General features: G+C 56.0%; 18 protein-coding genes and 1 pseudogene. All 19 read left to right on the top strand.

Annotated features, from left to right (window positions below; translation table 11 throughout):
- Window positions 1-324 (top strand): annotated as a pseudogene (locus D5269_RS15480) (ParA family protein); the annotation flags it as partial.
- Window positions 281-1,216, top strand: a complete 936-nt coding sequence (locus D5269_RS15475; RefSeq protein WP_120486713.1) for a ParB/RepB/Spo0J family partition protein — start codon at window positions 281-283, stop codon at window positions 1,214-1,216. The pseudogene D5269_RS15480 and the gene D5269_RS15475, both read left to right, overlap by 44 nt.
- 11 nt (window positions 1,217-1,227) lie before the next feature.
- The gene (locus D5269_RS15470; RefSeq protein ID WP_004054662.1) at window positions 1,228-1,503 is read left to right on the top strand and encodes a DUF5720 family protein; all 276 of its coding nucleotides are present in this window, start codon (window positions 1,228-1,230) and stop codon (window positions 1,501-1,503) included.
- Window positions 1,504-1,532: 29 nt separating this feature from the next.
- Window positions 1,533-1,718, top strand: a complete 186-nt coding sequence (locus D5269_RS15465; RefSeq protein ID WP_016322379.1) for a hypothetical protein — start codon at window positions 1,533-1,535, stop codon at window positions 1,716-1,718.
- A 67-nt stretch (window positions 1,719-1,785) separates the two neighbouring features.
- A complete protein-coding gene (locus tag D5269_RS15460) occupies window positions 1,786-2,670 on the top strand; it encodes a DUF6017 domain-containing protein (RefSeq protein WP_120486712.1) in 885 nt (294 codons plus the stop codon).
- Window positions 2,671-2,720: 50 nt separating this feature from the next.
- A complete protein-coding gene (locus D5269_RS15455; RefSeq protein ID WP_004070646.1) occupies window positions 2,721-3,083 on the top strand; it encodes a hypothetical protein in 363 nt (120 codons plus the stop codon).
- The gene (locus tag D5269_RS15450; protein WP_166545221.1) at window positions 3,076-3,387 is read left to right on the top strand and encodes a DUF5720 family protein; all 312 of its coding nucleotides are present in this window, start codon (window positions 3,076-3,078) and stop codon (window positions 3,385-3,387) included. The genes D5269_RS15455 and D5269_RS15450 overlap by 8 nt, the downstream gene beginning before the upstream one ends.
- Window positions 3,388-3,429: 42 nt before the next feature.
- Window positions 3,430-3,921 carry a PcfB family protein gene (locus D5269_RS15445; protein ID WP_120486710.1) on the top strand — a complete coding sequence of 164 codons (492 nt, stop codon included), beginning with the start codon at window positions 3,430-3,432 and terminating at the stop codon, window positions 3,919-3,921.
- Window positions 3,918-5,753, top strand: coding sequence for a VirD4-like conjugal transfer protein, CD1115 family (locus D5269_RS15440; protein WP_166545220.1), 1,836 nt, complete (start codon window positions 3,918-3,920; stop codon window positions 5,751-5,753). Before D5269_RS15445 ends, D5269_RS15440 begins: the two co-directional genes overlap by 4 nt.
- A gap of 221 nt (window positions 5,754-5,974) precedes the next feature.
- Window positions 5,975-6,190, top strand: a complete 216-nt coding sequence (locus tag D5269_RS15435; protein ID WP_004077018.1) for a Maff2 family mobile element protein — start codon at window positions 5,975-5,977, stop codon at window positions 6,188-6,190.
- A gap of 73 nt (window positions 6,191-6,263) precedes the next feature.
- A complete protein-coding gene (locus tag D5269_RS15430; protein ID WP_016223835.1) occupies window positions 6,264-7,133 on the top strand; it encodes a VirB6/TrbL-like conjugal transfer protein, CD1112 family in 870 nt (289 codons plus the stop codon).
- A gap of 18 nt (window positions 7,134-7,151) precedes the next feature.
- The gene (locus D5269_RS15425) at window positions 7,152-7,595 is read left to right on the top strand and encodes a PrgI family protein (protein ID WP_120486708.1); all 444 of its coding nucleotides are present in this window, start codon (window positions 7,152-7,154) and stop codon (window positions 7,593-7,595) included.
- Window positions 7,498-9,954: a VirB4-like conjugal transfer ATPase, CD1110 family gene (locus D5269_RS15420; protein ID WP_207709146.1), complete on the top strand. Its 2,457-nt coding sequence runs from the start codon at window positions 7,498-7,500 to the stop codon at window positions 9,952-9,954. Before D5269_RS15425 ends, D5269_RS15420 begins: the two co-directional genes overlap by 98 nt.
- Window positions 9,951-10,322, top strand: a complete 372-nt coding sequence (locus tag D5269_RS15415; RefSeq protein WP_120390782.1) for a DUF3851 family protein — start codon at window positions 9,951-9,953, stop codon at window positions 10,320-10,322. The genes D5269_RS15420 and D5269_RS15415 overlap by 4 nt, the downstream gene beginning before the upstream one ends.
- Window positions 10,315-12,075: a CHAP domain-containing protein gene (locus tag D5269_RS15410; RefSeq protein WP_120486706.1), complete on the top strand. Its 1,761-nt coding sequence runs from the start codon at window positions 10,315-10,317 to the stop codon at window positions 12,073-12,075. The genes D5269_RS15415 and D5269_RS15410 overlap by 8 nt, the downstream gene beginning before the upstream one ends.
- Before the next feature lie 25 nt (window positions 12,076-12,100).
- Window positions 12,101-12,358: a DUF4315 family protein gene (locus D5269_RS15405; RefSeq protein ID WP_016223839.1), complete on the top strand. Its 258-nt coding sequence runs from the start codon at window positions 12,101-12,103 to the stop codon at window positions 12,356-12,358.
- Complete coding sequence (locus tag D5269_RS15400; protein WP_120486705.1) at window positions 12,348-13,070, top strand: DUF4366 domain-containing protein; 723 nt, start codon at window positions 12,348-12,350, stop codon at window positions 13,068-13,070. Before D5269_RS15405 ends, D5269_RS15400 begins: the two co-directional genes overlap by 11 nt.
- Entirely contained in the window at window positions 13,067-13,261 is a 195-nt protein-coding gene (locus D5269_RS15395) for a hypothetical protein (protein WP_004054605.1), read from the top strand. Before D5269_RS15400 ends, D5269_RS15395 begins: the two co-directional genes overlap by 4 nt.
- A partial coding sequence (locus tag D5269_RS15390) for a conjugal transfer protein TraG (protein WP_120486704.1) occupies window positions 13,258-13,874 on the top strand: 617 nt, incomplete at its 3' end. The genes D5269_RS15395 and D5269_RS15390, both read left to right, overlap by 4 nt.

The following is a 13,874-nucleotide window of genomic DNA, read 5'->3' as shown; positions in this document are numbered from 1 at the left end:
CTGCTCTCTACGGTGAACAAGGTCAAGCGGCAGATCAACCCGAAACTGCAAATAGACGGTATTCTGCTGACAATGGTGGACAACCGCACTAACTTCGCCAAAGAGATTGCCGCCCTGCTGCGGGAAACCTACGGCAGTAAAATCAAGGTGTTCGGAACCGAGATTCCCCATTCTGTCCGGGCAAAGGAAATCAGCGCAGAGGGCAAGAGCATTTTCGCCCATGACCCAGGCGGCAAAGTAGCGGAGGGTTACGCAAATCTGACTAAGGAGGTGTTGAAACTTGAAAAGCAGCGCGAAAAAAGTAGAGCTGGCATCGGTCGATGATCTGTTTTCCACCGAGGAAAGCCGCGCCGATGCAGGGCGGGAAAAGGTGGTAGAAATCTCTTTGAGCGAGCTGCACCCGTTCAAGGGACACCCCTTCAAGGTCAAAGATGATGATGCCATGATGGAAACAGCGGACAGCATCCGGCAGTACGGCGTTCTGGTTCCGGCGATTGCCAGACCCGACCCCAGCGGCGGCTATGAGCTGGTAGCCGGACACAGGCGGCATCGGGCCAGCGAACTGGCAGAGAAAGAAACCATGCCAGTAATTGTCCGGGATTTGGACGATGACGCCGCCACGATTATCATGGTTGACAGCAATTTACAACGGGAAAGCCTGCTCCCCAGCGAAAGGGCCTTTGCCTACAAGATGAAATTGGAGGCCATGAAACGGCAAGCAGGTCGGCCCTCCAAAGAAAATTGTTCCCAAGTTGGGAACGATTTTGGGAAGAAGTCCAGCGAGGTTCTGGCGGAACAGGTCGGCCAGAGTAAAAACCAGATTTTCCGCTACATCCGCCTGACCGAGTTAATCCCCGAACTGCTGAACATGGTGGACGAAAAGAAAATTGCCCTGAACCCGGCCTATGAGCTGTCCTTTCTCAAAAAAGAAGAACAGACCCAGCTTTTGGACGCGATGGACAGCGAACAGGCCACCCCCTCCCTTTCCCAAGCCCAGCGGCTCAAGAAATTCAGTCAGGAGGGGCGTTTATCCATAGATGTAATGCGGGCGATTATGGGCGAGGAAAAGAAAAGCGATCTGGACAAGGTGACGTTTACCTCCGACACCCTGCGGAAGTATTTTCCCAAAAGCTACACCCCTGCCCGGATGCAGGAAACCATCATCAAACTGCTGGAACAGTGGCAGAAAAAGCGTCAGAGAGATCAGGAACGCTGAAAGGAGCGCCTATGAGAGATCACGTTGCCAGGGAGTTAAAGGGCCACAACATACTGGCTGTGGAACGGTTTCAGGATAAGACCCGCTGGATGGTGGAGTTTTCCGTCCTGCGGCCCCGCACCGCCTACGGCGCACCCGGCGATGAAACGCGCCTGTTTCTGGACGAGGACGGCTACCAGGCCGTTCTCGCCAGCCAGAAGCGCCGGGACATCAAAATCAAACGGTATGCCCGCGTCATTGAGGGGCATATCCTGGACTTCAAGCCCAAAAAGAAACGCCACCCGTAAACCCGACAAATTGAGAGGAAGGAATGAATATGTGTACCGTTAAGGAAATCAGAGAAGCCATCCGGGAGGACTGCCGCTCCCAGCGCAACATGGAAACCATTGAGATTGACCGGATTTTTCAAACCCTGACGTTTCCGCAGTTAGAGAGCCTGTTTGACAAACCGCCCATGCCGCCGTTTTTTCACCGGTACAGGCAGAAGTCAGCCAGCAAATGAACGCCGCAATTCTTTTTACGGGATTGTGGCTTTTTTCATGCCCTGGGAAACGAAAGGAGTGCAGAAAATGGCCGTTTTTCGCGTAGAACGCACACAGGGATACACCGTTATGAGCAACTATCATCTGCGGGACAAGAGCCTGAGCCTGAAAGCAAAGGGCCTGCTGTCCCAGATGCTCTCGCTGCCGGAGGATTGGGACTACACCCTTTCCGGCCTGGCTGTTATCAACCGGGAAAGCAAGGACGCCATCCGCTCCGCAGTCAAGGAGCTGGAAAAGGCCGGGTACATCAAGCGCCGCCAGACCACCGACGCGGGCGGCAAGTTCAGCGCCAACGAGTATGTGATTTATGAGCGTCCGGTAACAGAGGAACCGCCCGCCCAACCGTTGTTGGAAAAACCGTTGTCGGGTTTTCCGACAACGGATAATCCGTCAACGGGAAAACCGTCAACGGAAAATCCAACGCAAATAAATATAGAGAAATTAAATACCCAAAAATCAATTACTGACGGATCAATTACCGATTCCCTTCCCTTCCGGGGAACGGCGGCAAAGCCACCGGAACCGAAGCGAAGGGAAACGATGTCACTGACAGAGATGGAAAGTTATCGGGAGCTGATTTTGGAGAATATCGAGTATGACTGCCTCAAACAGCGGTTTGGGACCTACCGGGAGGATTTGGACGAGATTGTGGAGCTGCTGGTGGAAACCGTCTGCGCGAAGCGTAAGACCACCCGGATTGCCGGGGCGGACTTCCCCCATGAGGTGGTGCGTTCCCGCTTCCTGAAGCTGGACAGCTCCCACATCGAGTTTGTCATGGACTGCCTGCAAAAGAACACCACCGAGGTACGGAACATGAAACAATACCTTTTGACGGTGCTGTTCAACGCGCCCACCACCATGAGCAACCATTACACCTCACAGGTCAACCACGATATGTACGGCGGCTTCTGAAAGCTGGCCGTTTTTGTCTGCCCGGAACTGCCGGGAGAAAGGAATCTGTTATGAAACGACCGCTTGCGTATATCACCGCTCCCTGGAGCAAGAACCCCCATGAAAACGCGGCAAACGCCGCCAGCTACTGCCGCCAGGTGTATGACGCCGGATATTCCCCCGTCTGCCCTGTTTTGTTCCTGCCGCTGTTTTTGAAAGATGAAATCCCCCAGGAACACAAGGACGGAATCGACATCGCCAGAGATTACCTGCGCCGCTCCCATGTGCTGGTGGTCTGCGGACACTCGACCGATGAAACGGTCAAAAACGATATTGCCACCGCTGAACGCCTGCGGATCACCGCCACCACGCTGGACGGGATTCTGACGGTGAAAGGCCAGGGCCGGGAGAAAGGGGGCGCACACCATGCCTGAGCAAAAGACCATCGGCCAGCGGATGGAGGAAATGCGGCTTAAAGCCGGGGCGCGGGAGTATTCCGGCCATAGTTACATGGACTTAAACCGGTTCGCGGAGGACACCCGGCACATGATTATTTTTGATACCCTGACCGCTGATTCCCCTGTTGGCTGGAAAGGGGAACGCAGCCGCGCCTTTCTCACCGAGGAGGGATATAAAAAGTCCCTGGAACGCCAGGAGCAGGGGCATATCAGGATTGTGAGCCATGCGAAGGTCCGAAACGGAAACCTGCGCTATGACCGGCAAGACCAGCTCCGATAGAGAAACCATGCAGAAAATCCATAGAGAGGAGGCGAAACACCCATGCAGGACGAAGTGGAAAGCAAAACCCTGACGCTCATTGTCAGCGGCACAAAGTTCACCGGCAGGCTGTTCAAAGCGGCGATTATGAAGTATCTGGCGCACCTGAAAGAGCAAAAGATGCAGAAACAGCGGGAAAAGGACGCGGAGGTCAAGCCACAGGGCAGGCAGACGGTGAAGCAGCTCATCGGGCAGAACCAGGGCGTGTCCAATCTTGAGATCACAGACCCCTCCATCAAGGCGTTTGAACGGGTTGCCCGGAAGTACGGCGTGGATTACGCGGTAAAGAAGGACCGCAGCTGCTCCCCGCCCAAGTACCTGGTCTTTTTCAAGGCCCGCGACGCGGACGCGCTGACCTCCGCGTTTACCGAGTACACCCAGAAGAAGGTCCGCAAGGCGTCCCGCCCGTCTGTGCTGGCGAAGCTGAACCAGTTCAAGGAGCTGGTGAAAAACGCGGTGGTGGACCGCACCAAGCGAAAGGAGCTGGAACGATGAAAAAGCCCCTGAACATCAAGAAGCTCGTTTTGCTGAACCTGCCCTATATCCTGATGGGGCTGTTCGCCACCAACTTCGGGGAGGCGTGGCGGATGGCCCAGGGCGCGCACGCTTCGGAAAAGGTATTGTCCCTGATCTCCGTCCTTCCAGCTGCTCTTGGAAGTTTCTGGCCCAGCTTTCACCCGCTGGACCTGCTGGTTGGGTTGTGCTGCGGCGCGGCGCTCCGGCTGGCTGTTTACCTGAAAGGCAAAAACGCCAAGAAGTACCGCCCGAATATCGAGTACGGTTCCGCGAGATGGGGAAATTCCCAGGACATCGCCCCTTATGTCGATCCGGTATTCCAGAACAATGTGATCCTTACCCAGACGGAACGCCTTACCATGAGCAGCCGCCCCAAGGACCCCAAGACCGCCCGCAACAAAAATGTGCTGGTCATCGGCGGTTCCGGCTCCGGCAAGACCCGCTTCTGGCTCAAGCCCAACCTGATGCAGCTCCATAGCTCGTATGTGGTTACTGATCCGAAAGGCACAATCCTGGTCGAATGTGGAAAGCTGCTCCAACGGGGCGCGCCGAAGCTGGATAAGGACGGAAAGCCCATGAAGGACAAGAACGGCAAAACCATCTATGAACCGTACCGGATCAAGGTGCTGAATACCATCAACTTCAAAAAATCCATGAAATACAATCCTTTCGCCTATATCCACAGCGAAAAGGACATCTTGAAGCTGGTGACAACCTTAATCGCCAACACCAAGGGCGAGGGGAAAGCCAGTGACGATTTCTGGGTCAAAGCGGAAACGCTGCTGTACTGCGCCCTGATTGGATATATCCACTACGAGGCCCCGGTGGAGGAACAGAACTTCTCCACCCTGATTGAGTTTATTAACGCGATGGAGGTCCGGGAGGACGATGAGGAATACAAAAACCCTGTTGACCTGATGTTTGACGCGCTGGAATCCGAGAAGCCCAACCATTTCGCGGTGCGGCAGTACAAAAAATATAAGCTGGCGGCGGGCAAAACCGCAAAATCTATACTGATTTCCTGCGGTGCGCGGCTGGCGGTATTCGATATTGCCGAGCTGCGGGAGGTCACAGCCTATGATGAGCTGGAACTGGACACCCTGGGGGACCGGAAAACCGCCTTATTTCTCATTATGAGCGATACCGATGACAGCTTTAACTTCCTGATTTCCATGTGCTACACCCAGCTGTTTAATCTGCTCTGTGAAAAAGCGGACGATGTGTACGGCGGCAGGCTCCCGGTCCATGTGCGCTGCCTGATTGACGAGTGCGCCAACATCGGGCAGATTCCAAAGCTGGAAAAGCTGGTCGCCACCATCCGAAGCCGGGAGATTTCCGCCTGTCTGGTATTGCAGGCGCAGTCCCAGTTAAAGGCCATCTACAAGGACAACGCCGACACCATCATCGGAAATATGGACACTTCCATCTTTCTGGGCGGCAAAGAACCCACCACCTTAAAGGAGTTAGCCGCCGCCCTGGGAAAAGAAACCATTGACACTTACAACACCGGGGAGAGCCGGGGGCGGGAAACCTCCCACTCTCTCAACTATCAGAAATTGGGGAAAGAATTGATGAGCCAGGATGAGCTTGCGGTGATGGACGGGGGAAAATGTATCCTCCAGCTGCGGGGCGTCCGCCCGTTTTTGTCGGATAAGTATGACATCACCAGGCACCCCAATTTCCAGTACACCGCCGACGCGGACGATAAGAACGCCTTTGACATTGAAGCGTTTCTGTCCACCCGGCTCAAACCAAAACCCAACGAGGTCTACGATGTGTTTGAAGTTGACGTAGACACCGAGGGCGAATAATCCCGTTCCGCGAGAAAGGAGTGATCTTATCTACCCGCCAGGGTCCCTGAAACCTGCCTCGGTTGAGGCCATTGGCGTACAAAGCGGACAGCTCAACAAAAAAATGAAGAAGGAGGATAGCCGGAATCGAGCCGCCCAAAACGCAGGGCGGTTTTGTTGTCCGGCTTTTGTATGCCTATGAACCAACACTAACCACAAAGCGATTCCGGCTAAATTAAAGTATGGAATTTTTCAACAGCGCAATCGACGTTTTGCAGACCCTCGTTATCGCACTCGGAGCCGGCCTTGGAATCTGGGGCGTCATCAACCTGCTGGAAGGTTACGGCAATGATAACCCTGGCGCGAAAAGCCAGGGCATGAAACAGCTCATGGCGGGCGGCGGCGTTGCCCTGATCGGCATGGTGCTTGTACCCCTGCTCTCCGGTCTGTTCGGCTAATCCCCGCACCAGAAACACCCATACCTTTGCCCCTCCCGCAAACGCGGGAGGGGCGGAAAGGAGGTAGCACTGTATGGATTTTCTGCTGGATGCAATCACCACCTGGCTGAAAGAAATGCTGGTGGGCGGCATAATGAGCAACCTTTCCAGTATGTTCGATTCGGTCAACAACCAGGTGGCGGACATATCGGGGCAGATCGGGCAGACGCCCCAGGGCTGGAACGCGGGTATTTTCAGCATGGTACAAAGCCTTTCGGAAACGGTCATTCTCCCCATAGCAGGCGTGATCCTGGCCTTTGTGATGACGCTGGAGCTGATTCAGATTATCACCGACAAGAACAACTTCCACGATATTGAAACCGCTGTGTTTTTCAAGTGGATATTCAAGACCGCCTGTGCCATCCTCATTGTCACCAACACCTGGAATATCGTGATGGGCGTATTTGATGTGGCCCAGGGCATCGTGGCCCAGGCTTCCGGCGTCATCGGCGCGGACGCTTCCATCGACATTTCCTCCGCGATGGCGGATTTGGAGCCAAGGCTCATGGAGATGGATTTGGGGCCGCTGTTCGGGCTGTGGTTCCAGTCCCTGTTTATCGGCCTTACCATGTGGGCGCTGACCATCTGTATTTTTATCGTCATTTATGGCCGTATGCTGGAAATATATCTCGTCACCTCGGTCGCGCCGGTCCCGATGGCCGCTATGATGGGCAGGGAATGGGGCGGCATGGGGCAGAATTACCTGCGCTCCCTGATGGCGTTAGGCTTTCAGGCGTTCCTCATTATGGTCTGCGTGGCAATCTACGCGGTCCTGGTGCAGAACATCGCCACCGACGAGGATACGATTGCCGCCATCTGGTCCTGTGTGGGATATACAGTCCTGCTCTGCCTGACCCTCTTTAAGAGCGGCAGCATGGCCAAGGCAATCTTCCAGGCCCACTAACGAAAGGAGTATGCAAAAATGGCTTATGTACCCGTACCCAAAGACTTAACGAAGGTCAAGACAAAGGTGGCCTTCAACCTCACCAAACGGCAGTTAGTCTGCTTTGGCAGCGGGGCGCTCGTGGGCGTACCGCTTTTCTTTCTGCTTCGGGGGCCAGCCGGAAACAGCGCCGCCGCCCTGTGCATGATGCTCGTTATGCTGCCCTTTTTCCTGCTGGCGATGTACGAGAAGAACGGCCAGCCGCTGGAAAAGATCATCGGCAACATGATCCGGGTATCCTTTCTCCGGCCCCGGCAGCGCCCCTACCAGACCAACAATTTCTATGCCGTATTGGAGCGGCAGGACAAACTCGACAAGGAGGTGTATGACATTGTTTACGGCAAAGAAAAACCGGACAAACGGCAAAGGGCCGGAGGGCGAAGGGCCATCCCCGGTGAAAAAGAAGCTCTCCCGCGCGGATAGAAAGCAGATCGAAGCCGCCATTTCCCGCGCCAGCCGCACTGACCAGAAGGGGATTTCCGCGCAGGACAGTATCCCCTATGAACGGATGTGGCCGGACGGCATCTGCCGCGTGGCAGACTGCTACTATACCAAGACCATTCAGTTTCAGGACATCAATTACCAGCTGTCCCAAAACGAGGATAAGACCGCCATCTTCGAGGGCTGGTGCGATTTCCTCAACTACTTTGACAGCTCCATCCGGTTCCAGCTGTCCTTCCTCAACCTGGCCGCGTCCCAGGAAACCTTTGCCCGGTCCATCACCATCCCGCCCCAGGGGGATGATTTTGACAACATCCGCGGCGAGTACACCCAGATGCTGCAAAACCAGCTGGCAAAGGGGAACAACGGCCTGATTAAGACAAAATACCTGACCTTCGGCATTGACGCGGACAGCATCCGGGCGGCAAAGCCCCGGCTGGAACGGATTGAAACCGACCTGCTCAACAACTTCAAGCGGCTGGGCGTAGTGGCGGAGCCGCTGGACGGGCGGGCGCGGCTGTCCCAGCTGCATGGCGTATTCCACATGGACGAACAGGTTCCCTTTTCCTTTTCGTGGGACTGGCTGGCCCCCTCCGGCCTTTCCACCAAGGACTTCATCGCCCCCACTTCCTTTGAGTTCCGCACCGGCAGGCAGTTCCGCATGGGGAAAAAGTACGGCGCGGTCAGCTTTGTGCAGATTCTCGCGCCGGAATTGAACGACCGGATGCTGGCGGATTTTCTGGATATGGAAAGCTCCCTGATTGTCAGCCTCCATGTGCAGTCCTTAGACCAGGTAAAGGCCATCAAGACGGTCAAGCGCAAAATCACCGACCTGGACCGGGCCAAGATCGAGGAACAGAAAAAGGCGGTCCGGGCAGGGTACGATATGGACATCATTCCCAGCGATCTGGCTACCTACGGAAACGAGGCCAAAAAGCTGCTGCAGGATTTACAGAGCCGCAACGAGAGAATGTTCCTTGTGACCTTTCTGGTGCTGAATACGGCGGACACCGCCAGACAGCTGGGCAACAATGTGTTTCAGGCGTCCAGCATCGCGCAGAAGTACAACTGCCAGCTGGCAAGGCTGGACTTCCAGCAGGAGGAAGGGCTGATGAGCTGCCTGCCCCTGGGACAAAACCAGGTGGAAATCCAGCGGGGGCTGACCACTTCCAGCACCGCCATCTTTATCCCCTTTACCACCCAGGAGCTTTTCCAGAACGGGAAAGAGGCGCTGTACTACGGCATCAACGCCCTGTCCAATAACCTTATCATGGTGGACCGCAAGAAGCTGAAAAACCCCAACGGCCTGATTTTAGGCACTCCCGGCTCCGGCAAGTCCTTTTCCGCCAAGCGGGAAATCGCCAACTGTTTTCTGCTCACCACCGATGACATCATCGTGTGCGACCCGGAATCGGAGTACGCGCCCCTTGTGGAGCGGCTGCATGGGCAGGTTATCAAGATTTCGCCCACCTCCGGGGACTACATTAACCCGATGGACCTAAACCTGGACTACTCGGACGATGAAAGCCCGCTGTCTTTGAAATCCGACTTCATCCTGTCGCTGTGCGAGCTGATCGTGGGCGGCAAGGAGGGCTTGCAGCCGGTCCAGAAAACCATCATCGACCGTTGTGTGCGGCTGGTCTACCATGATTACCTGAACGACCCCAGGCCGGGAAATATGCCGGTATTGGAGGATTTATACAACCTTCTGCTGACCCAAGAGGAAAAAGAGGCGCAGTACATCGCTACGGCACTGGAAATCTATGTTTCCGGCTCCCTGAATGTGTTCAACCACCGGACCAATGTAAACATCGACAACCGCATTGTCTGCTATGACATCAAGGAGTTAGGCAAGCAGCTGAAAAAAATCGGTATGCTGGTGGTACAGGACCAGGTATGGAACCGCGTCACCATCAACCGCGCCGCCCACAAGTCCACCCGTTACTACATTGACGAGATGCACCTTCTGCTCAAAGAGGACCAGACCGCCGCCTATACCATTGAAATCTGGAAACGCTTTCGGAAATGGGGCGGGATTCCCACCGGCATCACACAGAACATCAAGGACCTGCTTGCCAGCCGGGAAATCGAGAACATCTTTGAGAACTCGGACTTTGTATATATGCTCAACCAAGCAAGCGGCGACCGGCAGATTCTGGCAAGGCAGCTGGGCATCTCCCCGCACCAGCTGTCCTATGTGACCCACTCCGGCGAGGGCGAAGGGCTGCTGTTCTACGGCAACATCATCCTGCCCTTTATTGACCGGTTCCCCAAGGATACCGAGCTATACCGCATAATGACCACGAAATTACAGGAATTAAAGGAGGGAAAGCAATCATGACTGCACAGAAAATCAAACACAATCCCCGGCTGTTTTTGCAGCGGGCGATGGAGATTCAGCGCCGCCAGCTGCTTCTGGCGATGGCGGACGCGGTAAGCGAGTGCCGTACTGCGGAGAGCATGGCGGCAGAACTGAACCGTGACGGGGAAACGGGCCTGCTCCGCCTTGCGGAAATCTGGTGCTGCCTCTCCCCCGGCACCGGCGGCAGGGTTTTGGAGGGCCGGGGCGCGGAGCTTCTGGCCGATGTGCTGGCACAGGTCTATGCCTGCCTGGTCCTCCGCCCCCTGCACACCCCGGCTGGCATGGGCCTCTATGTGGAACTGCTCTATATGATGGAGGCGCTGATGCTGGGGGAATGGTTTGATTAAGGAGCCGCGCCTGCGCTTTACGAGGGAGGAACAGACCGACCCGGCGCTGGAAAAGCCGATCCGCCGCGCGGAGAAAGCGGCTGTCCGGGCAGACAAGGCGCAGGCCAGGATACCCAAAAAGAAGGTCCGGCAGACCGTTATTGACCCCGATACCGGAAAGAAAACAACGAAACTGACCTTTGAGGAACAGGCAAAGCCGCCCTCCAAGCTGTCCCATGCGGTACGGGGCGCTCCGGCCAACGCGCTGCTTGCCGGGGCGCATAAGGAAATCCGCAAGTCCGAACAGGACAATGTGGGCGTGGAAGGGGCGCACAAGACCGAGCAGGCTGTTGAAGTCAGCGCGCGGCTGGTGCGGGAGGGATACCGCAGCCATAAGCTGAAACCCTACCGCGAAGCGGCAAGGGCGGAGCAAAAGCTGGAAAAAGCAAACATCAACGCCCTGTACCAAAAGTCCCTGGCGGAGAACCCCCAGCTTGCCAGCAACCCCCTTTCCCGCTGGCAGCAAAAGCAGGCCATCAAAAAGGAATATGCCGCCGCCAAACGCGCCGGTCAAACGGCTGGGCATACGGCACAGGCCGCAGGCCATACTGCCAAGACCGCGCAAAAGACCGGCAAGGCGGCAAAGTCCGTCAAAGAAAAAGCGGAACAGGCAGGCCGGTTTGTCATGCGGCACAAGAAGGGATTCCTGGTTGCACTGGCGCTGTTTCTGCTGGTCTGCCTGCTGATGAATACCCTGTCCTCCTGCTCCATGCTGGCCCAGAGCATCGGCTCGGCGGTGTCCGGCTCCACCTATCCCTCCAAAGACGAGGATATGCTGGGGACGGAAGCGGACTATGCCGCAAAGGAGGCACAACTGCAAGCCGAACTGGACAACATGGAGAGCCTGCACCCAGGCTATGACGAGTACCGGTACGATCTGGACCCTATCGGCCACAATCCCCATGAGCTGGCGGCTTATTTAAGCGCCCTGCTCCATGAATACACGCCCCAGAGCGCGGCGGCACAGTTACAGCGGGTCTTTGACCTCCAATATGTCCTGACGCTGACCGAGGAGGTGGAAATCCGCTACCGCACCGAAACCAGCACCGACCCGGAAACCGGGGAAACGACCAGCGAGGAAGTCCCCTATGAATACTACATCCTCCATGTGGAGCTTGTGAACACACAGATTGCCGCCCTTGCGCCGGAGCTTCTCACCCCGGATGAATATGAGATGTACCAGGTCTATATCGCCACCAGGGGCAACAAGCCGCTGCTGTTTGGCGGCGGTTCCCCGGATATGGGAAATTCCGAGGATTTGAGCGGCGTGGAGTTTATAAACGGGACCCGCCCCGGCAATCCGGGCCTGGTCGATCTGGCAAAGCGTCAGGTGGGAAACGTGGGCGGCTATCCGTATTGGAGCTGGTACGGCTTTAACAGCCGGGTGGAATGGTGCGCCTGCTTCGTGAGCTGGTGCTATAACCAGGCCGGGAAAAGCGAACCGCGCTTTGCTGGCTGCCAGTCCCAGGGCGTACCCTGGTTCCAGTCGCATGGACAATGGGGCGGGCGCGGATATGCCAACATCGCCCCCGGCGACGCCATTTTCTTTGACTGGGATTTGGACGGTTCCGCCGACCATGTCGGCATTGTGATCGGCACAGACGGGAGCCGGGTCTATACGGTGGAGGGCAATTCCGGCGACGCCTGCAAAATCAAAAGCTATGACCTGAATTACCAGTGCATCAAGGGCTACGGCCTGATGAACTGGAACTAAACCATATGGGAAGGAGTGTTTACAGATGGCAACGAACAAAATCGACCGGATTGACCGGGAGATCGCAAAAACCCGCGAAAAGCTGGCGGAATACCAGAACAAGCTGCGGGAATTGGAGGCGCAGAAAACCGAGGCGGAGAACCTGCAAATCGTCCAGCTGGTGCGGGCGGTCCGCATGACCCCGCAGGAGCTGAACGCGCTGCTGTCCGGCGGCGGGATTCCCGGCGTGGGAACGCCTGCACCCGACACCCAGGAAAAGGAGGAAATTCACGATGAAATCTAAACAGTTATTGCGGACACTGGCCGCATTTTGTACCGCCCTGGTCCTCATGGGCGGTTTTTCTGTCCCCGCCTACGCGGGCGGCGGCGAGGAACCGGCTGATGGAACCAACGATTCCAACGTACAGGTGGAGCAGCCGGAGGAAACGCCGCCCCTCACCCCGGATGGCAACGCCACCCTGGTGGACGATTACGGCGGGAACAAGCAGCTGATTACCGTTACCACCAAAAACGGCAACTACTTCTATATCCTGGTGGACCGGGATGACGAGGGGGAAAACACCGTCCATTTTCTGAACCAGGTAGACGAAGCCGACCTGATGGCGCTGATGGAGGACGGGGACAGCGAGGAGCCTCCCGCTGTTTGCAGCTGCACCGAGAAATGTCAGGCAGGCGCAATCAACCGGAACTGCCCGGTCTGCGCCTTTACCATGACAAGCTGTACCGGCAAGGCGGCGGAACCGGGGGAGCCGCCTGCAACGGAGCCGGAACCGGAGAAAAAGTCCGGCATGAATCCGGCTGTCCTGCTTTTGGTTGTGGCCCTGTTAGGCGGCGGGGGCGCGCTCTACTACTTCAAGTTTATGAAGAACAAGCCGAAAACCAAAGGCCCGGACAATCTGGACGATTATGACTACGGCGATGAAGAAGATGAGCTGTGGGAATCCGAGGAGGGCGCGGAGGAGGAACCGGAGGAAAGTGAGGAAGAACCGGAATGACCCGCTTCACTGACAGCCCCTTTGAGCGCATGATGACACAGAAACCGGAGGGCAGGAAGAAAACTTCCCGCCCTCCTTCTTTACCCAAAAGCCACCCCTGCTATGGCTGCGGCAACTACGGGAGGCCCTGTGTGGGATTCTGCCACCGGGAACTGGAAAAGCAGCTGAAAGAAAGGAGAGATCGGAAATGAAGTATCTTATTTTATTTATCAAAATCGTTGCTGTTTTTGACCTGTGCTGTCTGGCGGTGTATTTGGGCGGCGATATTCTGACTGCCCTGATACGCAAACTTCGGAAAAAGCCTGCACAGGGCGATGACCTCTATGACTTTTCTATGGATGGCGACACAACCGCCCCGCTGTCCATAGATTCCATCCGCCAGCTGTACTCCGGCGATGTGGAAACTTTTGTAGAGGAAAGGCTTCTGCCGGAGGCCGCAAAGACGATGGAGGCTTTAACGGAACGGGAACAGACAGCGGCCCGCCTGCTTTTATGCGCCCTGATCGGCTATCTGAAAGAAGAAGCCCGCATGGACGAACAGAGCTTTCCGATGGTGATGGAACTGCTGAAATATATGGAGGGGGAAAAAGAGGAAGGCTGCCAGGACCCGGTAGACTGGCTGCTGGAGGACGCCAACAGCCGCGCGCACCGGCATGAGTCCTATTACAACGATTATCAACGCTACCAGCTGATGCAGGTGGATAAAAAACGTGTCATTCTGGCCTGCCGCATCCTCATCAATGATCTGGTAGGAAAACTGTACCGATATGATTACCGGTTCGGCTATGACCTGATGCTGACAGA

Source organism: Anaerotruncus sp. 1XD42-93, from assembly GCF_009917605.1.
In the GTDB taxonomy this organism is placed as follows: domain Bacteria; phylum Bacillota; class Clostridia; order Oscillospirales; family Ruminococcaceae; genus Anaerotruncus.
Note: the sequence above shows the minus strand (reverse complement) of the source record. Positions and strands in the feature narration are given on the sequence as shown.